Here is a 21,458-nt window from a genome sequence, read left to right as displayed (position 1 = left end):
TCAGGCGTCCTTGCCGTCCTCGCGCCCGCCGGGCTTCCCGTCGGGCTCCTCGATGTCCTGCAGGATCTCGGCGTCCTCCAGCCTGCGCAGGTTCGGCACCGGCGACAGGAAGAGCAGGATGATCCAGGGCAGCAGGAACGCGGCACCGGCGTAGATGGCGGGCTTGACCCCGATCAGCTCGCCCAGCACCCCGGCCAGCATCGCGGCCAGCGGCAGGATGCCGAGGTAGACCGCGCGGCTCGCGCCGATGACCCGGCCGCGCAGGTGGTTGGGGATCACGTACTGGAAGAGCGTGAGCTGGCCGATGTTCCCGGCCACCACGCCGAACACCGTGACGAACCAGATCGCCGAGAACAGGGTGATCTGCAGCCACTGCGGACCGGCCACGAACGGCGTGAGGCACAGCACCCGGAACGCGATCAGGGCGGTCATGATGCCGCGCCCGTAGCCGAGCTTCTCGAACAGCCTGCCCGCGAAGACGGCGCCGATGACACCGCCGATGCTGCCCACCGCGTAGATGAAGCCGATCCAGGTGCCCGACAGCTGGAGCTCCCTGGCCGCGTACAGGATGAACAGGGTCAGGATCATCATCGACCCGAAGTTCGCCCCGGCGGAGTTGAGGATCAACGGGCGGGCGTAGGCGTTGCGGTAGGTGACCTTCAGGCCGTGCTTGATGTCGTGGAGCATCGCCCCGACGGCGCCGCGCCCGCCGCTGTCCTGGCGCTCGACGGGCGGCTCGACGTGACGGATGCGCGACAGGGCGAAGGCGGAGACCAGGAAGGAGATCGCGTCTCCCAGCATCACGTACGCCGGCCGGAACAGGTCGATGAGCACGCCTCCGGCGCTGGAGCCCGCGATGGCGCCCACCGACTCGGTCGCCGCCATCCTGCTGTTGCCGGCCACCAGCTGCTCCTCGCTCAGCAGCGTCGGCATGTAGGCGGCGTAGGCGATCTCGAAGACCACCGAGAGGCCGCCGACCACCACGGCGACCACATAGAGCACCCACATGTCCATGAACCCGGCGAAGGCCGTGATCGGGATCAGGGCCACGACGGCGGCCCGTCCGATGTCGGCGCCGACCATGAGGGGTCTGCGCCGATAGCGGTCGATGAGCACACCGGCGATCAGCGTCAGCAGCAGCGCGGCGATCGTGCGCATGGTGTTGAGCAGGCCGACCTCGAAGGAGCCGGCCTGCAGCATGAGGATCGCGGTCAGCGGAAGGGCCAGGGTGGTCAGCTCGGAGCCGAGGACCGAGATCGACTGACCGGCCCAGAGCCGGTTGAAGTCGGGATTACGCCAGAGCGAGGGCGGATTTTCCGCCGGCGCCCCGACTTCTGTTCTCTGCGTGTCCATAAGATCGTTCCGTCCCTGTCGGGTTTCACCTCTGGTTGACTGGAATAAGCTTTTTGTTAAGGGTGATGATATGCGAAATCAGCGGAGAGACATCCTGGAAAACAATCAGCGGGTACGCCAGATGACACTGCCGGACGGACATGTGGTATTCCAGCTCAATCCCGCCGAGACCAGCCTGCAGTATCGCAGCATCGTGGGCGACAGAAGTTACTTCAGACACGACGTACGCCTTGAGCCGGGAATGACGGTGTTCGACGTGGGCGCTAACATAGGAATCGCGGCGCTGGCGTTTCACTGGGAATGTCCGGGCACTCGAATTCTTGCCTTCGAGCCTGCCCGGCCGCTTTACGACGCGCTGTGCGCGAATCTGGCCGCCCACGGCCTGAACGCCAAGGCGTTCGACTGCGCGCTCTCCCATACCCCGGGAACGGCGACTCTCACCGTCTATCCGGAGACCACCGCGATGTCCGGGATGTACACCGACGTCGACCACGACGCGGAGGTGACCAGGACTTTCCTGGCCAACAGCGGGTTCGCTCCCGAGGACGTGACGGACATGGCCGAGGGCAGGCACGTCACGGAGAAGCAGGAGTGCCGGGTGCGGACGATCTCAGAGGTGATGGCCGCCGAGGGCGTACATCGTATAGGGCTGCTGAAAATCAACGTCGAGAAAGCCGAGTGCGATGTGCTGGATGGAATCGCCCCCGATGACTGGGACGCGGTCGACCAAATCGTCATGCAGGTCCATGACATCGACGGCAGGCTGGCGTCCGTACGCGGCGATCTCACCGGCCGTGGATTCCAGGTCGACATCGGCCAGGATCCCCTGCTGAGGAACACGGACATCTTCGATGTGTACGCACGGAGGAATTCCACATGACAGTGGACACGACGGTTGATCTGAACGGGCTGGATCTCGCCGATCCGGACATCTACACGGCACCCGACTCGGGCCTCGGCGTCCTGCATTACCTGCAGGAGCACCGGCCGATGTTCTGGAACTCCAGATCGGCGGGGCCGAGTTTCTGGGCGTTCACCAAATACGCCGACGGTGTGGCCGTCTATCTCGACAAGACGAATTTCACCTCCGAGCGGGGAATGCAGGTCGGGCAGACCGAGTCCGCCGCCCGCGCCGCCGCGGGCAAGATGCTCATCGTCACCGACGGCCGCCACGGCCGGTTGCGCGACGTGATGAACCCCGCGCTCACTCCCCGGGTGGTACGCCGCCTCGAAGGCGCGATGCGCGAGACGGTGGGCGGGATGCTGGAGGAGAACGCGCCCAGGGACTCCTTCGACTTCGTCGACACGGTGGCGGGCAGGCTACCGCTCTCGGTCATCTGCGAGCTGCTGGGCGTGCCCCGCGCCGACTGGGACCTGATGATCCAGTGGACGCGCACCGCGTTCGGCTCCGCCACCTCCGACGACGTCATCTCCGACGCGAAGAAGGCCGAGGCGAACGCCAACATCTTCGCGTACTACGCCGACCTGCTGGCCGAACGGCGCGGCGACCTCGGCGACGACGTGATCAGCGTGCTGATCCGCGGCCGGATCGACGGGGTGCCCCTCACCGACGAGGAGATCCTGCTCAACATCAACGGCCTCATCACCGGAGGCAACGAGACGACCAGGCACGCCTCGGCGGGAGCCGTCATCGCCCTGGTGGAGAACCCCGGCGAGTGGCGGCGGCTGCGCGAGGACCCCTCGCTCATCCCGACCGCCGTGGAGGAGGTGCTGCGCTGGACCGCCCCCAGCCTCAACGTCATGCGCACCGCGCTGCGCGACACGAGGATCGGAGAACAGACCATCCGGGCCGGTGAGCGGGTCAGCGTCTGGCACCCGGCCGTCAACCGCGACGAGGACGCCTTCCCCGGCGCGCGCCGCTTCGACGTCGGCCGCACCCCCAACCGGCACCTCACGTTCGGCCTCGGCAGGCACCTGTGCATCGGTGCGGCGCTGGCCAGGTTCGAACTACGCGTGCTGCTGGAGGAGCTGACCCGCCGGGTGGCCCATATGGAACTCACCGGACCGGTCAAGCGGCTGCGCTCGAACCTCATGTGGGGCGTCGACCGCGTCCCCGTCCATCTCGAACTCGACCACGCAGGGCACTGATTGGAGCACCTCATGCCGGACATGTCGCCGATCCAGGAGAGCGGGTGGAGGTCCTACCGGGCAAAACCCGCCGGTGACCACACCGACCAGGTCACCCTCGCCGCGCGGCTACGCGGGTCGCTGGACGAGAAGGCCCTGACCACCGCGCTGGAGGACGTGCTGGAGGCGCGCGAGGACCTACGGCCGGCACTGCCGGGTGGTCCCGAGCCCGGCACCATGCCCGTCGCCGTTCCCCAGCCGGTGGAACTGGGCAGGCACGAACCGGGCCGCCGCGAGGAGTCGCTGGCGCGCCTGGTCTCCGAGCAGGCCAACCGCGGCCTCGACCTCGAAGCGGGGCCGCCGCTCCGGATCGCCCTGGCCCGGCTGGCCGACGACGACCACGCGCTCGTCATGACGGCGCACCGGCTGGTGGCCGACGAGCACGTCCTGACCGGTCTCGCCGGGGAGATCTCCCGGGCCTACGAGAGCTCGGCCGGCTCCCCCGCCGCTCGCGACGGCGTCCCTCTCAACGGGCACCCGTCCAACGGCGTCTCCGCAGGCGGCCACGGCTCCCCTGACGCGTCCCCCGGCGGACGCGCCGCCGACGCCTCCGCCGACGGCGAGGACTCCCCCGCGGCCGTTTCGAACGGTCACGCCGATCTCGCCTACTGGCGTGACCGGCTCGACGGCACGCCCCCCGTCCTCGACCTGCCCGCCGACCGCGGCCGTCCCGCCGTACCCGGCCTCACGGGCGCCCGGGTGACCTTCGGCGTCCCGCCGGAGACGGCCGCGCGGGTCGAGGCCCTCGCGCGCGAGTCCGGCACCGGTAACGGGGCCGTCATCGGGGCCGTCGCCCAGGCCGCGCGGGCGATGGCGCTGTCACGCTGGTCGGGGCAGACCGAGGCGGCCACCCCCCGCACCGACACCCGGGCCGTCACCCTGGCAGCCTGGGCCGTCGCACTGTGCCGCTGGTCGGGACAGGACGAGGTCGTGGTCGGCGTGCCCGTGCCCGGCGACGGCCGTGCCCCGGTGTTCCCGATCCGGATCGGCTGTGAGGACGACCCGTCGTTCGCCACCGTCGTCGCCCGGGTGCGTGACGCGCTCGACGGGGCGGCCGCGCACGGCTCCTACCCGGCGCACCGGCTCGCCGAGGAACTGCGGCTGGACGCCTCCAGCGGCGTGCGGCCGCTCTACCAGGCGGAGTTCGACCAGGCGGTCCCGGCCTGGAGCGCGCTGCGACTGCCTGGCGTGCGGACCTCGGAGCTGGTGGCGGACCGCTTCCCGCTGGCCTCGGATCTGGCGCTGATCCTGGTGCCCGGCTCGCTGGAGGGCGAGGTGCGCTACGCGCTCGACCTGTTCGACGCGCCCGGCGCCAGAACCAGGGCCGAGCAGTACGTCACGCTCCTGACCGACGCCGTGGGCGACCCCACCCGGCCCATCTCGCGCCTGTCCCTGCTGGACGCCGGGCAACTGCGGCTGGTGGTCGCCGAATGGAACCGTACCGAGACCCCCTTCGACGAGGAGGCGAGCATCGGCGCGCTGTTCGAGGCGCGCGCCGCCGCCGCCCCCGACGCGCTCGCGGTGCTCTGCGGCGAGCGGCGGCTGACCTACCGTGAGCTGGACGAGCGCGCCAACCGGGTGGCCCACCGGCTGATCCGTGACGGGGTGCGGCCAGGCCAGGTCGTCGGCTCGATGACCGGCCGCTCGGCCGAGGCGCTCGTCGCCTTCCTCGGCACCGTCAAGTCCGGCGGCGTCTACCTGCCGCTGGACCCGGCGCTGCCGCCCGACCGGCTCGGCCACATCCTGGACGACAGCGGAACCGGGCTGGTCCTGACCATGGCCGAGCACGCCGGCCGGGTACGCGGCGGCCGGGTGCGCACGGTCGAGCTGGACACCGGGTGGAGCGCGATCGAGGCGGAGGAGCCGGCCACCGGCCCCGGCGTGACGCCCGCGCCCGACGCCACCGCCTACCTCATCTACACCTCGGGATCGACCGGCCGTCCCAAGGGGGTGGAGGTGCCGCACCGCGGCGTGAGCAATCTCGCCTCGGCCCTGTCGCGGGAGTTCTCCCTGACGCCCGACGACCGGGTGGCGCTCTTCGCCTCGCTCGGCTTCGACGCCTCGATCTGGGAGATCACGATGGCGCTGCCGAACGGGTCGGCGCTGTGCGTGCTGGACCCCTCGGCCATGACCCCGCAGGAGACGGCGAAGGTCATCGGCGACCAGGGCGTGACCGCGGCCACCTTCCCGCCGACGTTCCTCAGCACGCTCAGGGGCGACGAGCTGGGCACGGTCAGGTTGATGGTGGTCGCGGGCGAGCAGTGCCCGGCCGGGCTGGTGCGGACCTGGGGGCCGGGCCGCAGGTTCGTCAACGCCTACGGGCCGACGGAGACGACCGTGTGCGCCACGATGGGCGCGTGCGACCCCGCCGCGGCCTACGCCCCGCCGATCGGCCGGCCGCTGGCCAACTTCAGGACCTACGTGATGGACCGCCGGCTCAACCCGCTCCCGGCCGGCGTGCCCGGGGAGCTGTACGTCGGCGGCGCCGGTCTGGCCCACGGCTACCGGGGCAGGCCCGGCATGACCGCGCGGTCGTTCATGCCCGATCCGTACGGCCCTCCGGGGGCGCGGCTCTACCGCACCGGTGACCTGGTCCGCTACCTGCCCGACGGCCGGCTGCAGTACGTGGGCCGGGTCGACGCGCAGGTGAAGATCCGCGGTTTCCGGGTGGAGCCGGCCGAGATCGAGGCGGCGATCACCCGTTACCCGGGCGTCCGTGAAGCGGCGGTCGTCGTGCGCGACGACCGGCTGGTCGCCTACGTCGTGCTCGACGACGCCTCCAGGATCATCGCCGACCGCAGCGGCCTGACCGGCGAGCTGCACCGGTTCCTGCAGGGCTCGCTGCCCGCGTACATGCTGCCCGCCTCCTACCTGACGCTGGACGCGATGCCGCTGACCTCCTCTGGCAAGGTGGACCGCCAGGCACTGCCGGAGCCCGGCCAGGGCGGCATGGACGGGGACGGGGACGACTTCGACGCGCCGCGGACGCCGACGGAGCAGACGATCGCGGTGATCTGGGCCGAGGTGCTGAAGCTCAGGCGAGTCGCCCGGGAGGACGACTTCCTGGAGATCGGCGGTCACTCCCTGGTGGCCGCGCAGGTGATCACCCGGGTACGGGAGACGTTCACCGTGAACGTGCCGATCAGGGTGCTGTTCGAGAACCCGGTGCTCGCCGACTTCGCCGAGGCGGTGGACGGCGCGTCGGCCAAGGCCGAGGCGAAGGCCGGGGTCTGAGCCCGCGGGCATCCCGCCGGGCGGGATGCCCGCGCATGACGAGGGCCGTGAGGATCATCCTCACGGCCCTCGTCACGCGCGGGCCCTCCGCGGCCCGGCCGGGCGGCTCAGCGGCGGCCCGGCAGCGCGGCGACCTCGGACTCCGGCCGCCAGGTGGGCAGATACTCCCGCAGCCGCAGCACCATGCCCTGGCAGTAGGAGGCGTTGTGCTCCAGGCTGCGCTCGGGCATGAACGGCAGCTTCCGCCCGCGTGGGTGGTCGAGCACCAGCCGGGTGAGGTGCTCCTGGCCGGCCTCCAGGCCGGTCACGTCGAGGTCGATGAGAAGGGCGGCCAGGTCGGCGGGCATGTCGACGACCGAGGCCGTCCTGCCGTGCGGCTCGACGCGCAGCTCGGTGAAGTCGTAGCCCGGCGGCTTGGGCCTGGCCAGGTAGATGTAGGGCCTGGCCAGCAGGTCGAGCTCGAACGCGGCCCGCGCCCCGGCGTCCCGCCACCAGGACTGACCGTGGGCGAAGTCGACGAGCAGCCCGTCGAACTCCTCGCGGTGCGAGTGCAGGACGAGGTGCGCGACCATCCCGAAATTATGGAAGTCGTAGTTCCAGAGTTTCTGCACGGAATCGCGGAGGAAACCGGCGACCTCGGTGTCGGTACGGCTCTCGAAATACGTCGCGGCGTCGGTGAAGAAATCCTCCAGCCGCCTTGTTCCGGACCTCTCCAGATAATTGGCGAGGTAATACAGGCCGCGTAGGTTGTAGAGCGAGTGGACGGCGTAGTAGAACCAGGTGCCGCGCTCGCACTCCGTGCGGCTCACCCAGTTGGTGCCGACCACCACGTCGGCTTCCGTGACATCACTGGGAACGCGTTCCACCTGCACTCCGAGAAGCTCCCGTTTGGCGTATATCGAGGTGTTGTGCAGCAGGAGTTGCGGATAGACGATGAGCGTGTCGGCACGGAGCCGGCACAGTTCTGCGATTCCCTCCTTGTATGACTCCAGAGTCTCTCCGGGAAGCGGCCAGATCAGCTCGATGTAGGAGCTGATGCGCTTCTCCCTGAGTGTTCTCTGCAACTCGGTGTAGGTCGCGGGCTTGATGTTCGAGCGGTCGACCAACTCCAGGGTCCTGGAGCTCATCGACTGCAGGGAGATGGGCTGGCTGGTCAACAGTCCGCCCTGCACGAGGATCTCGGTGATCTCGGCCATCCGGTCGGGCTTGTTCTTGGCCGCGGCCATCGAGACCATCACCGGGTAGCCGTTCTCCTCGCTGCACTCCACCAGGTGGCGGGTCAGTTCCACGTCGCGCGGGGCCATGCCCCAGTTGGCGTCCGCGATGAAGATCGACACGAAGTCGTGCTTGCTGATCCAGGTGATGTCGTCGCGGACCCGCTGGTCCTCGAACTTGTGGACCTTGTCGTTGGTCGCCGCGCCCCAGAAGCAGAAACCGCAGCTGAACGGGCATCCGCGGTTGGTCTCCAGGATGGCGGTGGTGTACTTGCCCTCCTCGAAGACGCCGGAGGTGAAGGGCGAGGGCACCTCCATCAGGTCGCGCACCCGCTCGGCGGCCTCGGTGGTGACGAGTTCCCCCGACCGCCAGAAGCTGATCCCGTCGACGGCCGAGAAGTCGGGGTCGTCGCCGATCACCTGGCGCAGGTACTGCAGCATCGTCTTCTCGCCCTCGCCGTTGCAGACGACGACGTTCTCCTGTTCGGGGGCGACGTACTCCTCGGCGTGCAGCATGACCTGGGGACCGCCGAGGATGAACCGGGCCGCCGGGAGCCGCTCGTGCAGCGCGGCCAGCACCGCGCGCGCGAATCCGATGTTCCAGATGTAGCAACTGATGGCGTAGACGTCGCTGCGCTTTTCCAGGAGTTCTGCGATCACCTCCTTTCTGTCCGCGGACACCGGGGCGGAGAAGATCTCGAAATCACATCGCGGCCCCACCTCCGGATCGTGCTGTGCGTAAGCCTGCATGTAACCGGAGGCAAGGGGCAGGATGGCCTCGAATGCAGACAGCTCGACGAATGTGACTTTGGTGTTCATGACGCTCGTCCCTGCGTAGTCCGAGTAATCTCTGAAGCCGATCGGATGGAATCCGCTCATGCTTTCACAGGGGGACCGGACGGACAACGCACGCCAATTGCGGACACCACTCGCGTGTTACGGTTCCGGAAACCTCGATAACCACGGAGGAGAAACCGTATGCCGACTCACGACTACGAGACCGGCCTCGGGACGCTCTCACTCGACGACCGGATCGCGGAGCATCTCGAAAAGACCTTTCAGGACCCCTGGGAAATCCGCAGATTCTCCCATGATTTCCGCAGGAACGGCTATGTCAAACTGCGGAATGTGGTCTCCGAGGGGGTCAAGGATCTCGTCTCGGACGAGGTGGAGCGCCTGCTCGACCTGCACGCGCGCCGGATCGACATCAACCTCAAGGAGACCAGCAACTCCCCGCGGAAGATGAGCACGGTCAGCCAGCAGTCCATCACCGGCGACAGCTCCCTGATCCCGGAGCTCTACGACTCCCCCGCCCTCAAAGGCTTCCTGGGCCGGCTGGCGAACGAGCCCGTCGTCAACTGCCCCTGGGACGAGGAGAAGTACGTCATCATCCGCCAGGAGAAGCAGGGCGACACCCACGGCTGGCACTGGGGCGACTTCAGCTTCACCCTCATCTGGATCCTGGAGGCGCCGAGCAGCGAGTACGGCGGCATGCTCCAGTGCGTTCCGCACACCAACTGGGTGAAGGAGGACCCCCGGGTCCACGACCACCTCATCCGCTACCCGATCAGCACCTACGCCCACCGGAGCGGCGACATCTACTTCCTGCGCTCCGACACGACGCTGCACCGCACGGTCCCGCTGTCGGAGGACCGCACCCGGATCATCCTCAACACCTGCTGGGGCAGCGAGTCCGACGCGAAGAAGGAGCAGTCACACGAGACCATGGAGGCGATGTTCAGCTGAGCTCCGGGACGGTCCGGGCTCGCCGGCCACACCCACCGGCGCTCGGGCCCCGAGGAGTCCGGGAGAAGGGGAACGGCCCGGTCCACGACCGGGCCGTCCCGATGCCGGGCTCAGCTCCGCCTGGATGGAGAGGGCACCGGTGATGACGTCTCCGGTACGACCTGCGCCCGGGGCCGGCCCGGCAGGAGCGGGACGGCGGCCAGGATGACCGCGATCACGGTGACGGTGAACCAGAAGACGCGGTGGAAGCCGGCTGTCGCGTCGTCGGCGGTCTGCAGGATGAGCGTGACGACGGCGACCCCGATCGCGGCGCCGAGCTGGTTGAGCATGTAAAGCACCGAGCTGCCCTGCGCCACCATCGGGGCGGGCAGTGTGCGATACAGCGATCCCATCGTGGGGGCGCTGAAGAAGCCCATGCCCAGGCCGATGGTGAGGGCGCCCAGCACGGGCCATACCTCGGGGGTTTCCGCTCCGATCCGGGTGAAGGCCAGCGCGCTGAGGGCGGCCACGAGCGCGCCGCCGCCTGCCAGTCCGCGAGCGCCGAGCCGGTCCGACAGCCGTCCGGCCAGCGGCATGGCGATGGAGCCGCCGAGGCCCACGGGCGCCATCAGCAGCCCGGCGGCGAGCACGCCGTACCCGTGCGCCTGCTGGTAGTACAGCGGCAGCGCGAAGAAGACGGCGAAGTTCGCGAGGCCGCCCAGGCCCATGATGGTGACGCTCGCGGTGAAACCGCGGCCGGCGAACAGTCGCAGGTCGATCAGGGGTGGCGTGCGCCGGGTGCGGAACGCGTGGATCGTGTAGCCGATCAGCAGCGCGGCGCCGGCGGCCAGCGGGCTGAGCGCCTGCCAGGCGGTGAACGTGCCCTGCTCGGCCGTCTGCGACAGGGCCAGGATGAGCGCCGCGAAACCCGGACCGATCAGGGCCAGGCCGATGACGTCGAGCCGGACCCGCGGCTGCCGCTCGGCCGGCGGGTCGGCGGGCAGCACGCGCAGGGCGAGCAGCAGGGCGACGACGCCGACGGGCACGCTGAGCAGGAACATCCATCGCCACTGCAGTCCCTGGAGGACGGCGCCACCCAGGATCGGCCCGAGGACCGGGCCGAGGGAGAGGACCACGCCCATCAGGCCCATCACGCGTCCCGCGCGATGCGGACCTGCGGCCCGGGCCAGCAGGACCAGCACGAGCGGGTCGAGGAGGCCGGCGCCGAGGCCCTGGACGACGCGGAAGACGATCAGGCTGCCGACGTCCCAGGCCAGCCCGGAGGTGAGCGATCCGGCCAGGAACAGCAGGAGGCCGATCAGCCAGAGCCGCCTGCCGCCGAACCGGTCGACGGCCCAGGTGGCGAAGGGAATGGTGGCCGTGACGGCCAGTAGGAAGCCGGTGGAGGCCCAGCCGATCGTGCTCAGCGAGGTGTCGAAGGCGGTGGCCAGGGTGTCGGTGGCGACGGCGGCCATCGTGCTGTTGAGGATGCCCAGCAGCCCGCCGAGCAAAATCACGCCGATCAGCCGCAGCAGTGCCGGATCCAGCCGGTCGTCTCGCGGTTCTGTCATGGGTTCTCTCCGCTTCGATCACAACGAACTAGACCAGTGCGACCAAATTAAGAGACCCATGAGTCTTAGTCAATCTAGTCCAAAAAACCAGACTGGTTAGTCCAATCGGGTGGTTCGGGAAGTATGATGCGGCCTATGAGCGGAATCTCGGCCGAACAGAGCCCCTCCGTCGCGCGCGGACGCATCGACAAGCGGCAGGCGATCCTGGATGCCGCGTTCACGGTGTTCGCCCGCCAGGGGTACGCCCAGGCCGGGGTGGACATGATCGCCGCCGAGGCGGGCGTCGCCAAGGCCACCGTGTACAACCACTTCGGCGACAAGGAGACCCTGCTACGCCAGGCGATCACCGCTCAGGCCGACAGGGCGCTGGCCAGGAACCTGGCCGTACTGGAGCGGCTCACCGAGCACGGCGAGCCACGCGCCATGCTGGAGGAGGTCGGCCACAGCCTGCTCCAGTGCTACTGCGACGACCGTTCCTGGGCACTGCGGCGGCTGCTCTCGGCGGAGCTCAACCAGTTCCCCGACCTGCTCGACATCGTCCAGGGGCGCGCGGCCGAGCGCGTCGCCCAGGCCCTGGCCGACCGGCTGGCCCGGCTCACGCTCGCCGGCCGCCTGCACGCGATCGACCCGGCACAGGCGGCCGAACAGTTCAACGCCCTGCTCACCGGCCCGATGGAGGCCAGGTCCCGGCTGGGAACCCGCCAGGTCGGCGACGCCGAACTGCGAGCCGTGGCCCGCGCCGCCGTCCACACGTTCCTGCGGGCCTTCGGCCCCGACGCCCGTTAGGCCCCCCTGCCCTGCGGACCCTGCCGTGGCGATGATCGGTCAACCGGGCCGTGCCACCAGGGCCCCGCACGCCCTGCGGAGCATGGAAGTGCTCATACGCCGGCCCTGTTCACGGCCGCCTCGATGCCGTCCAGGAGGACGGCGAGACCGGCCGCGAAGGTCTCCTTCGCCTCCTGTTCCAGGTAGGGCACGCTCTCGTCCTCGGACTGGTAGGCACCCTCACTGTCGAGCCAGGTCAGCGTCGGGAACCGCTCGGCGAAGTCCGGCGCGACCTCCTCCAGCAGGGCCGAGCGGGCGTACCACCACTCCTCGTCGGACATCCCGGTCGCCGCCGGGGCCTGGCGCGACTCCGCGACCGTCTGCGCCGCCGCGCGCACGAAGTGGAACAGCACCCCGACGAGGCGCCGCAGCGCCCCGGCCGTAAGGCCCGTCTCGCGGAGAATGCGCAGCGCCGTCTCCAGCATGACGTACTCGTTGGGGCCCAGCACCGGGCGCGCCTGCGAGACCTGCAGCACCCACGGGTGGCGCAGGTAGAACGTCCAGGCGTCCTCGGCCCAGGAGGCCACGGCCGCCCGCCAGCCCGCCCCCGGCTCATAGGAGGTGGGCAACTCGGCCAGGGCCCGGTCGTACATCAGGTCGACCAGCTCGCTCTTACTGGGCACGTAGGTGTAGAGGGCCATGGCGGTGCGGCCGAGCCGTTCACCCACCGCGCGCATGGAGAGCGCGGCCATCCCCTCGGAGTCGGCGACGGCGATGGCCGTATCCACGATCACATCCACGCTCAGACCGGGCTTGGGGCCGGGGCGCCCCTCTTCCGACCTCGGGGTATGCCACAGCAGTGCCATCGAACGGCGCGCGTCGCCCTGTCCGGCGAAGACCACCAACTTGCCACTCCTTACGGCATAAACTAACTTTACCGGGCTATCTCTTTACACCCTAAGGATATCAAGGAGAAGGCCCGTGTCCCCCTCCACCCCCACCGACGGCCATGGCGTGGCCGCGGACAGCCACGATCTGATCGAGGTCCGCGGCGCCAGGGAGAACAACCTGGCCGACGTCTCGCTGGACATTCCCAAGCGCCGGCTCACCGTCTTCACCGGGGTGTCCGGCTCCGGAAAGTCCTCCCTCGTCTTCGGCACCATCGCCGCGGAGTCGCAGCGGCTGATCAACGAGACCTACACGGCCTTCGTCCAGTCGTTCATGCCGAGCCTCGGCCGGCCCGACGTCGACGCCCTGCGCAACCTGAGTGCGGCGATCGTCGTCGACCAGGAGCGGATGGGTGCCAACTCCCGCTCCACGGTCGGCACGGCGACCGACGCGCAGACGATGCTGCGGATCGTCTTCAGCCGGATCGGCACCCCGCACGTCGGCACCTCGACCGCGTTCAGCTTCAACAGCGCCGAGGGCATGTGCCCGAAGTGCGAGGGACTCGGCCGGGTGTCGGACGTCGACGTCTCCCAGCTGGTCGACGTCGACCTCTCGCTCAACGAGGGAGCGATCACCGCCCCGAACTTCAATGTGGACTCGTGGTACTGGCAGTCGATAGCCCACTCCGGATTCTTCGACCGCGACGTCAAGCTGAAGGACTACACCCCGGCCCAGTGGGAGGACTTCCTGCACAGACCCGCCACCAAGATCAAGATCGGCACCATGAACACCACCTACGAGGGGCTCCTGGTCAAGGTGCGGCGGCTCTACCTCGCCAAGGACCGCGAGTCCATGCAGCCGCACATCCGGGCGTTCGTGGACCGGGCCGTGACGTTCACCAGCTGCCAGGCGTGCGGCGGCACCAGGCTCAACCCCGCCGCACTGGGCTCGAAGATCAACGGCCGCAACATCGCCGACTGCGCCACCATGCAGATCAGCGACCTGGCCGACTTCGTCCGGGACATCGAGGACGAGTCGGTACGGCCGCTGATCGCCACCCTGCGCAACACCCTGGACTCACTGGTCGAGATCGGCCTGGGCTACCTGAGCCTGGACCGCGAATCCGGCACCCTGTCCGGAGGCGAGGCCCAGCGGGTGAAGATGGTCCGGCATCTCGGCTCCAGCCTGACCGACGTCACCTACGTCTTCGACGAGCCCACGGTGGGCCTGCACCCGCACGACATCGAGCGGATGAACGGCCTGCTGCTCCGGCTGCGCGACAAGGGCAACACGGTCCTGGTGGTCGAGCACAAGCCGGAGACGATCGAGATCGCCGACCACGTGGTCGACCTCGGTCCCGGGGCCGGTTCGTCCGGCGGGCGGATCTGCTTCACCGGCGACGTGGCCGGGCTGCGCGCGTCGGATTCCCTGACCGGCCGCCACCTGGACCACCGGGCCCCGCTGCGTGAGAAGGTACGCCGGCCCAGCGGGCAGCTGTCCATCACCGGCGCCGGCCTGCACAACCTGAAGGACGTGAGCGTCGACATCCCGCTGGGCGTGCTGACCGTGGTCACCGGCGTCGCCGGCTCGGGCAAGAGCTCGCTGATCCACGGCTCGCTCCCCCGCCGGGACGACGTCGCGGTGGTCGACCAGGCCCCGATCCGAGGATCGCGCCGCAGCAACCCGGCCACCTACAGCGGGCTGCTGGACGCGATCCGTACCGCCTTCGCCAAGGCCAACGGGGTCAAGGCCGCCCTGTTCAGCGCGAACTCCGAGGGGGCCTGCCAGAACTGCAAGGGCATCGGCCTGGTCTACACCGACCTGGCGATGATGGCCGGGGTGGCGTCGGTGTGCGAGCAGTGCGAGGGGAAGCGGTTCACCCCCGAGGTGCTCACCCACAAGCTGCGGGGCAAGGACATCAGCGAGGTGCTGGCCATGTCGGTGGCCGAGGCCCGCGACTTCTTCGCCTCCGGCCAGGCCCGCGCCGTCCTGGACCGGCTCGCCGACGTGGGCCTGGGCTACCTCGGCCTGGGCCAGCCGCTCACCACCCTGTCCGGCGGCGAGCGGCAGCGGCTCAAGCTGGCCATCCGGATGGCGGAGAAGGCCACCACGTACGTGCTGGACGAGCCGACCACCGGCCTGCACCTGGCGGATGTGGACCAGCTCCTGGCCCTGCTGGACCGGCTGGTCGACGACGGCAACACGGTCATCGTCATCGAGCACCACCAGGCGGTGATGGCCCACGCCGACTGGATCATCGACCTCGGCCCGGGTGCCGGCCACGACGGCGGCCGGGTGGTCTTCACCGGCACTCCCGCGGACCTGGTCTCCACGGGCGACTCGCTCACCGCCCGGCACCTGCGTACCTACCTGGGAAAAGACGATGTGTAGCGGCTGAACCCGAAAAATCACTACTTTCGGAGCTTCAAATGGGGGAACTGCCCGTCTCTTTCATCCGGGTGGCCGAGGTCAGACGGCTCACACCGCACATGGCCCGCATCACCTTCACCGGTGACGAGCCCGACCAGTAGGTGAAGCTCTGCTTCCCGGAGCCCGGCCAGATGGGCAGCGATCTCCTTTTCGGGCAACGGCTGGGGGTCAGTGGTTGCCCGGCATGCTCGGCGGAGACCTGCTCGGCGCGTACTGCCTGAGTGAGTCGCACGCGGGCTCCGATCCCGCCGCCATGCGGACCCGCGCCGTCCGGGACGGGGACGACTACGTGCTCGACGGCGCGAAGGCATGAGGGCCTCGCGTTCCTGCTCGCCGACATGATGGAAGTCCGCCCAGCTCGTGCCGGCGATCATCCATCACGACTGTCTCAACGGTGAAGTGATCCGCATGGACGGCGCCCTCCGGATGGCGCCTCGCCAACGACCGGCCCCAGCTGAAGGAGCAACCGTGGGGAGGAGCGATCGCACTGGGGCATCCTCTTGGTGGCAGTGGTGTCCGCTTGATGACAACGTTGCTCCATCACATGCGAGACAACGACATCTCGTATGGCCTTCAAACGATGTGCGAAGGCGGCGCAGGTCGGGACGGGACGAAGCTCCGCGTGCAGGACGCGGGCTTGGTCGCGGACCACGCCCGCCGTCTTGCCCGGCATCGGCCACAACAGCGGTGCCTCGACGGGGTTCTCCGGTGCGTCGGCCCCGCGCCCGGTCGACGAAAGCACGACGTGACAGTTGGTCCCACCGACTCCGAACGACGAGACACCCGCCACCGCACCGTCTGGCAGCGGGGTGTTCTCTTGGACGATCTGGAGGCGTCAGGCGTCGAAGCCGATCTCGGGGTTGGGTTCGGCGAAGTTCAGGCTGGGCGGAATCATCCGCTGCCGCAGCGAAAGCACGGCCTTCAGGAAACCTGCCGGCCCGGCCGCGCCTTCCAGGTGGCCGATGTTCGTCGTGACCGACCCGACCAGCAACGGCGAAGACCGCGCCGGGCGCCGCCGCCTCGATCCGGCCGCCCGGGGGCGGACATCCGGATCCGTCGAGATCGACGCCGTCCGTCGTTGACAGGCATACCAACCAAGCGCATGATTGGCACTCCGAAATGGAACATGTTTCAACAGCAGGTACCCGGCGCGAGGTGCCGGCAAGGCCGTTTCTCATGCGAAGGGTCTTCGAATGCCTGCTCACAGTTCTCATCCGACCCGTCGGCAGGTGCTGCGCGGTGCCGCCGCCGGCGCCGGGATCGCGTTCGGCTCAAAGATAATCGGCAGTGTCGCCGCCCATGCGGATACCGCTGACGCGCCGGAGTATGACGTCGTGGTGGTCGGGGCCGGGGCAGCCGGGATGACTGCCGCGCTGGTGGCGGCAGAGCGAGGGCTGAACACGCTCGTGGTCGAGAAAGCGGCCAAATTCGGCGGCTCGGCGGCCCGGTCGGGTGCGGGGATCTGGATACCGAACAACCAGGTCATCCTCGCCGCGGGGGTACCGGACACCCCGGCCAAAGCCGCCGCCTATCTCGCGGCGGTCGTCGGGAGCGAGGTGCCCGCGGGCCGGCAGGCGGCGTTTCTCGACAACGGCCCCGCGATGATCTCTTTCGTGATGCAGAACAGCCCGCTGCGCTTCCGCTACATGGAGGGCTACTCCGACTACTATCCCGAACGGACCGGCGGCCTGCCGAACGGCCGATCCATCGAGCCGGACATGTTCGACGGGAATCTCCTCGGCCCGGAACTGGCCAACCTGAACCCCGCCTACATCCCGGTTCCGAACGGCCAGGTGGTCTTCAGCGCCGACTACAAGTGGCTCAACCTCGCCCTGGTCAACGCCAAAGGCGCCGCCATCGCGCTCGAAACCTACAATCGCTGGATCAAGGCCACCGCACAGGGCAAAAAACCGCTCACCATGGGCCAATCGCTGGCCGGAGCGCTGCGGGCCGGACTGCTGCAGGCCGGTGTGCCGGTCTGGCTGAACACCCCGCTCGTCGATCTGCGCGTCGACGCGGGCCGGGTCACCGGCGTGCTGGTGACCCGCGACGGCACGCAGACCCTACTCAAGGCCAGGTACGGGGTCGTGGTCGCCTCAGGCGGCTTCGAGCACAACGCCGGCATGCGCAACCGATATCAGCAGCAGCCCATCGGCACCGATTGGACCATCGGTGCCGCCTCCAACACCGGCGACGGCATCTTGGCCGGCCTCGCGACCGGCGCCGAGGTCGCGCTGATGGACGACTCCTGGTGGGGGCCGGTGATCCCGCTGCCCGGCGAACCGTACTTCTGTCTGGCCGAGCGCACCCTTCCTGGCAGCATCATCGTCAACCAGCAGGGCAGGCGCTTCGTGAACGAAGCCGCGCCCTACAGCGACGTGGTCCATGTCATGTACCAGAAGAACGCCACGGCGCCGGACATCCCCTCCTGGATGATCATCGACCAGAGCTACCGCAACCGCTACCTTTTCAAGGATCTCGCGCCGACCCTGCCGTTCCCGGACGCCTGGTACGGCAACGGTGCCCTCGTCAGGTCGAGCACGATCGCGGGTCTGGCGGCCAAGATGGGCGTCCCCGCCAATACTCTGCAGGGCACGATCAGCCGCTTCAACGGCTTCGCCGTGACCGGCAGGGACCTCGATTTCAAGCGTGGCGACAGTGCCTACGATCACTACTACACCGACCCGGCGGTCATTCCCAACTCCTGTCTCGCCCCGCTGTGGCTTCCGCCGTTCTATGCCTTCAAGATCGTCCCCGGTGATCTCGGCACGAAGGGCGGAATGGTCACTGACGACAAGGCCCGGGTGCTCTCTCCGGCCGCCGCGGTCATCCCCGGCCTCTATGCGGCCGGCAATGCCAGCGCCGCCGTCATGGGCCACAGCTACGCCGGCGCCGGTTCCACCATCGGCCCCGCCATGACGTTCGGCTACGTCGCCGCCAACCACATCGCTGACAACCGCTGAGCAAGGACGGTCACCCGGCGATCCGGGTTCCTATGTGCAGGCGGCCGGAAAAAGCGCGGAGGTCGACCTCGGGCCTACCAGCCTGCCGCCGGTGACGTGGTCCACCCCCGGCGCGTGCCGCTCGAACCGGGACGGCACGCGCCCCGGTTCCTGCCCGACGTCCAGCTGGGCACCCTCGCGCGACGGCTGTTCCGAACAGGTCACGAAAGCGGTGCTACCCGTCGCGCGTCACCCGATAGCTCAGCCGCGGACTCACCCGGTGTAGCGCGTTGAGCAGTCTGATTTTCCCCACATGGACGTGGTCGCGATCTCGGTCGACGGCCCGGGCGATGGTCCGGGCTGCGTCCTGCGGGCTGATCTTTCCCCTGCCACGGCCCGCGGTCATGTCGGTGTCGACGAGCGGCAGCATCGCCTCGGTGACCGCGACTCCCGATCCCGCGGCCTGTTCCTGATAGCGCAGGCTCCGGGTGAAGGTGCGCAGGCCCGATTTCGTCGCGCAGTACACCGCGGCCCCCCGCTTTGGCGCGATGGCCAGCCCCGAGGTCACGTTGACGATCCGAGAGCCCGGCCGGGCCCGTAGCAGCGGCAGGCAGTGCGCCGTCAACTGCAGGGGGCCGGTCAGGTTGATCGCGATCTCCCGGCTGATGCGATCGCAACCCTGATCCGGCGTCAGGTCTCCGAGTTCGTAGACGTCCTGGACGGCGGCATTGTTGACCAGCAGCGACAGCCCGCCCAGGCGGGCCGCCGCCTCGACCAGGAGAGGCAGTCGCGTCACATCGGCGAGATCGCACGGGACGGCCGTGGCCTGCGGCAGTGCGGCTGCGACACGGTCCAGAGCATCGGCGTCCCGGCCGCACAGCAGCAGCCGGTATCCACGTCGTGCCAGCTCGTGCGCCAGTGCGGCACCCACTCCGCGCGACCCTCCTGTGATCAACGCCAGGGGCATGACACGCTCCTCTCACTCTGATCCGTTACGTCTGTGTATCGTAACGTATCTAGGTGAGAGGATAAACCCATGCGTGACATCGACCGGCCGCGCGGCGGCAGACCCCTCGACAGTGACGCCTCTCAGCGCATCCTGCGGGCCACGCTCGAAATCGTCGCGGAGAACGGACTGGGCAGGACGACCATCGAGGCCATCGCGCGCCGCGCGGGCGTGGGCCGCCCCACCGTGTACCGGCGCTGGCCCGACATCGCCCCGCTGATCTCCGACGCGGTGGACATGGCCTTCACCCAGGTGGGCGAGACCACCGAGAAGGCCGACGACGTCGCCGCCGCCCTGGAAACCCTGCTCCACAAAAAGATCACTGTGCTGACGACCACCCTCGCCGGAGAGTTGATCAGACAGCTCGCACCGCATTTCGCTGCCGACGACGCCCTCGGAAAGGCCCTGTCACAGGTTCATCAGCACCAGCACGCGGCCCTGGCTCCCATCATGGAAAGGGCCCGGCGAGAAGACCGGCTGAACCTCCCAAGCGTCACGCTGGCCACGGAGGCCGTGCTGGGCATCATCTACCTGCGACTGCTGACCGCGATGCCACCGCTCCACCCCGCACAGGCGCCGGAGCTGGCCGCGATGGCCATACGCCCGCGTTCACCGTCGACGCCGACATAGATCACGACCGTGCACCACTGCCTCGACACTCGCGGGCGGATGACCACGCACTGGCCGCGCCGAGGCGAGACCTCGGCGGGTCACGGCGAGGCGCCGGGAGGCCGCACGGACCATGGCGCGACCAGTGAGGAGCAGTCCGCCGACGCGCACGGCGGTATTCGAGACGACCGGCGCCGACAGCACGAACTCAGCCGGGAACATCACCCACACCGTGCGGTTCGACATCAAACAGAGAACTCAAGGCTGTCTTGTTTAAATCTTCCTGCCATACGGTCCTGAGCAGTCAGCTTTTATCGATTCAAGGTACGCGTGTACCTGGTGCCGGTTGTAGCCACCTAAGGTGACACCGAACGCAGGCGCGGCAAGGGCTCTCCTCCTCTTGGTGGTGTCATTTAGCTGACGCACCAATGCCACGTAGTTGTCCACGTCCTTTCGGCTGTAACCGCGCACTGCCCTCTCGAAGAGAGGAGGCTCGCTGGTCTTCGGGTTCCTCTTTCGTAATACGTCGCGTACCATACCAATGGCGAGCCAGACACTAAGAAGTATGAAGGCCACGATTCCTGCGAGCTTGATTCCCGAAGGACGAGAAACCACCAAGCCTGCTACGCCGATTGCAAAAAACAGCGGTGGAGCAATAAACACAACGACTTTTTGCACGACAGGCAGGTCATCCCACCAAGGTCTGCCATCGACAGGACTCATGGGGTCAATGTGCCACGAGCAGAGCTTGTCTGTACATACCCATGATCATTATCCTCGATCCAACGGGAGCCAAGCGTCTCTGGCCGGCAGACTCGGCACTGATCCTGGTCCAGAATCGGACCGGTCGTGTTCGGGCGGCTCAGGCGAGATCGTCGAATTCGCCATCCCTGGCTCCGGACAGCCATGCGTTCCACTCTCCGGAAGTGAACACGAGCGTCTCCGCCGTGGGGGTGAGGCGCATCGCTATGTGGTCGTCAACGAACGCGATCGACAGACGGACGTCGCCCGGATTGGGGGTGGGCAGCCACTCGGCTGCGGTCAAGCCGAGGTTTCCGGCTTCCGGTTTGGGCAGGTGAGACGCTGTCTCGGGGAGGTGTCCTGGCAGGTCGTAGAAGCCGTTCCGTGCTTCGGTCACCAGGGATTTCCAGGCGTCGGGGGTGCACAGCAGCCTGGGACCATTCGAGTTCTTGGAGTCGCGGATGGCGACCCCGGATGCGGTTGATTTCATCTGGACGCACTGCTGGCCGCTGCCACTATAGCTACTGGTGATCCAACCCTGCTCGCTGGTCATCGAATCGCCTTCCTTACGTCCTTGATCAGCGTCACTGACTCGTCGGGGGCGAGGGCTTTGCCGCGTGCGGTCTCGGCGGCCCGGTAATACCGGGCGACGTCATCGGGTGCTTCCACGAAGATATCTCCGAAAAAACCTTCCTGATAGGCCACGGGTGAGTCTTCTTCGTCGGGAAAGTCCAGGATGGTGAATTCACCGTCCAAGCCGGGGTGACCGCCTGCGGCGAGAGGGATGATCTGAAGGGTGACCGCCGGGTGCGCGGCGACGTCGATCAAGTGT

18 protein-coding genes and 2 pseudogenes are annotated in these 21,458 nt (G+C 68.4%); 9 read left to right on the top strand and 11 right to left on the bottom strand.

Annotated features, from left to right (window positions below; all coding sequences use genetic code 11):
* Positions 1–1,353 carry an MFS transporter gene (locus ACQP0P_RS22540; RefSeq protein WP_433380388.1) on the bottom strand — a complete coding sequence of 451 codons (1,353 nt, stop codon included), beginning with the start codon at positions 1,351–1,353 and terminating at the stop codon, positions 1–3.
* Positions 1,354–1,474: 121 nt separating this feature from the next.
* Here ACQP0P_RS22540 and ACQP0P_RS22535 point away from each other — a divergent pair, with 121 nt between their 5' ends.
* From ACQP0P_RS22535 to ACQP0P_RS22525, 3 genes are read left to right on the top strand one after another with little or no spacing between them, the layout of a single operon-like run.
* Entirely contained in the window at positions 1,475–2,233 is a 759-nt protein-coding gene (locus ACQP0P_RS22535; RefSeq protein ID WP_433380385.1) for an FkbM family methyltransferase, read from the top strand.
* The gene (locus tag ACQP0P_RS22530; protein ID WP_433380382.1) at positions 2,230–3,462 is read left to right on the top strand and encodes a cytochrome P450; all 1,233 of its coding nucleotides are present in this window, start codon (positions 2,230–2,232) and stop codon (positions 3,460–3,462) included. The genes ACQP0P_RS22535 and ACQP0P_RS22530 overlap by 4 nt, the downstream gene beginning before the upstream one ends.
* Before the next feature lie 12 nt (positions 3,463–3,474).
* Complete coding sequence (locus ACQP0P_RS22525; RefSeq protein WP_433380379.1) at positions 3,475–6,735, top strand: non-ribosomal peptide synthetase; 3,261 nt, start codon at positions 3,475–3,477, stop codon at positions 6,733–6,735.
* Between the two features lie 107 nt (positions 6,736–6,842).
* Here the strand turns inward: ACQP0P_RS22525 and ACQP0P_RS22520 are convergent, their stop codons facing one another.
* Positions 6,843–8,768: a B12-binding domain-containing radical SAM protein gene (locus ACQP0P_RS22520; protein ID WP_433380376.1), complete on the bottom strand. Its 1,926-nt coding sequence runs from the start codon at positions 8,766–8,768 to the stop codon at positions 6,843–6,845.
* Positions 8,769–8,927: 159 nt separating this feature from the next.
* Here ACQP0P_RS22520 and ACQP0P_RS22515 point away from each other — a divergent pair, with 159 nt between their 5' ends.
* Positions 8,928–9,695 (top strand): HalD/BesD family halogenase, encoded by a 768-nt coding sequence (locus ACQP0P_RS22515; protein ID WP_433380373.1) that lies wholly within the window; start codon positions 8,928–8,930, stop codon positions 9,693–9,695.
* A gap of 110 nt (positions 9,696–9,805) precedes the next feature.
* Here ACQP0P_RS22515 and ACQP0P_RS22510 read toward each other — a convergent pair whose 3' ends face one another.
* Positions 9,806–11,245 (bottom strand): DHA2 family efflux MFS transporter permease subunit, encoded by a 1,440-nt coding sequence (locus tag ACQP0P_RS22510; protein WP_433380370.1) that lies wholly within the window; start codon positions 11,243–11,245, stop codon positions 9,806–9,808.
* Between the two features lie 135 nt (positions 11,246–11,380).
* Here ACQP0P_RS22510 and ACQP0P_RS22505 point away from each other — a divergent pair, with 135 nt between their 5' ends.
* Complete coding sequence (locus ACQP0P_RS22505; protein WP_433380367.1) at positions 11,381–12,031, top strand: TetR/AcrR family transcriptional regulator; 651 nt, start codon at positions 11,381–11,383, stop codon at positions 12,029–12,031.
* Positions 12,032–12,123: 92 nt separating this feature from the next.
* On the opposite strand, the gene ACQP0P_RS22500 is transcribed toward ACQP0P_RS22505, so the two are convergent.
* A complete protein-coding gene (locus ACQP0P_RS22500; protein ID WP_433380364.1) occupies positions 12,124–12,915 on the bottom strand; it encodes a TetR/AcrR family transcriptional regulator in 792 nt (263 codons plus the stop codon).
* Between the two features lie 76 nt (positions 12,916–12,991).
* Here ACQP0P_RS22500 and ACQP0P_RS22495 point away from each other — a divergent pair, with 76 nt between their 5' ends.
* Both ACQP0P_RS22495 and ACQP0P_RS22490 read left to right on the top strand, forming a co-directional pair.
* Positions 12,992–15,289, top strand: coding sequence for an ATP-binding cassette domain-containing protein (locus ACQP0P_RS22495; RefSeq protein WP_433380361.1), 2,298 nt, complete (start codon positions 12,992–12,994; stop codon positions 15,287–15,289).
* Positions 15,290–15,503: 214 nt separating this feature from the next.
* Positions 15,504–15,638, top strand: a pseudogene (locus tag ACQP0P_RS22490) (acyl-CoA dehydrogenase family protein); the annotation flags it as partial.
* A 360-nt stretch (positions 15,639–15,998) separates the two neighbouring features.
* On the opposite strand, the pseudogene ACQP0P_RS22485 reads toward ACQP0P_RS22490, so the two are convergent.
* A pseudogene (locus ACQP0P_RS22485) lies at positions 15,999–16,118 on the bottom strand (ketoacyl-synthetase C-terminal extension domain-containing protein); the annotation flags it as partial.
* A gap of 45 nt (positions 16,119–16,163) precedes the next feature.
* Entirely contained in the window at positions 16,164–16,319 is a 156-nt protein-coding gene (locus ACQP0P_RS22480; RefSeq protein ID WP_433380358.1) for a hypothetical protein, read from the bottom strand.
* A gap of 202 nt (positions 16,320–16,521) precedes the next feature.
* On the opposite strand from ACQP0P_RS22480, the gene kstD reads away from it, so the two are divergent.
* Positions 16,522–18,291: a 3-oxosteroid 1-dehydrogenase gene (kstD, locus tag ACQP0P_RS22475; protein ID WP_433380355.1), complete on the top strand. Its 1,770-nt coding sequence runs from the start codon at positions 16,522–16,524 to the stop codon at positions 18,289–18,291.
* A 30-nt stretch (positions 18,292–18,321) separates the two neighbouring features.
* On the opposite strand, the gene ACQP0P_RS22470 is transcribed toward kstD, so the two are convergent.
* Entirely contained in the window at positions 18,322–18,495 is a 174-nt protein-coding gene (locus ACQP0P_RS22470) for a hypothetical protein (RefSeq protein ID WP_433380352.1), read from the bottom strand.
* Between the two features lie 10 nt (positions 18,496–18,505).
* The gene (locus ACQP0P_RS22465; protein WP_433380349.1) at positions 18,506–19,237 is read right to left on the bottom strand and encodes an SDR family NAD(P)-dependent oxidoreductase; all 732 of its coding nucleotides are present in this window, start codon (positions 19,235–19,237) and stop codon (positions 18,506–18,508) included.
* Between the two features lie 69 nt (positions 19,238–19,306).
* Between ACQP0P_RS22465 and ACQP0P_RS22460 the strand changes: the two genes are divergently transcribed.
* Positions 19,307–19,906 (top strand): TetR/AcrR family transcriptional regulator, encoded by a 600-nt coding sequence (locus ACQP0P_RS22460; protein ID WP_433380346.1) that lies wholly within the window; start codon positions 19,307–19,309, stop codon positions 19,904–19,906.
* Positions 19,907–20,158: 252 nt separating this feature from the next.
* Here ACQP0P_RS22460 and ACQP0P_RS22455 read toward each other — a convergent pair whose 3' ends face one another.
* The 3 genes from ACQP0P_RS22455 to ACQP0P_RS22445 form a co-directional block, all read right to left on the bottom strand.
* On the bottom strand, positions 20,159–20,608 hold the full coding sequence (locus ACQP0P_RS22455; protein ID WP_433380343.1) for a hypothetical protein: 450 nt from the start codon (positions 20,606–20,608) through the stop codon (positions 20,159–20,161).
* 139 nt (positions 20,609–20,747) lie between these two features.
* Entirely contained in the window at positions 20,748–21,179 is a 432-nt protein-coding gene (locus tag ACQP0P_RS22450; RefSeq protein WP_433380340.1) for a DUF397 domain-containing protein, read from the bottom strand.
* Positions 21,176–21,454 carry a Scr1 family TA system antitoxin-like transcriptional regulator gene (locus tag ACQP0P_RS22445; RefSeq protein ID WP_433380337.1) on the bottom strand — a complete coding sequence of 93 codons (279 nt, stop codon included), beginning with the start codon at positions 21,452–21,454 and terminating at the stop codon, positions 21,176–21,178. The genes ACQP0P_RS22450 and ACQP0P_RS22445 overlap by 4 nt, the downstream gene beginning before the upstream one ends.
* Positions 21,455–21,458 lie beyond the last annotated feature (4 nt).

It is taken from the genome of Streptosporangium sp. CA-115845 (assembly GCF_050943795.1).
Taxonomy (GTDB): domain Bacteria; phylum Actinomycetota; class Actinomycetes; order Streptosporangiales; family Streptosporangiaceae; genus Streptosporangium.
The sequence above is the reverse complement of the archived record's forward strand: the minus strand, read 5'-3'. Positions and strand labels throughout refer to the sequence as shown.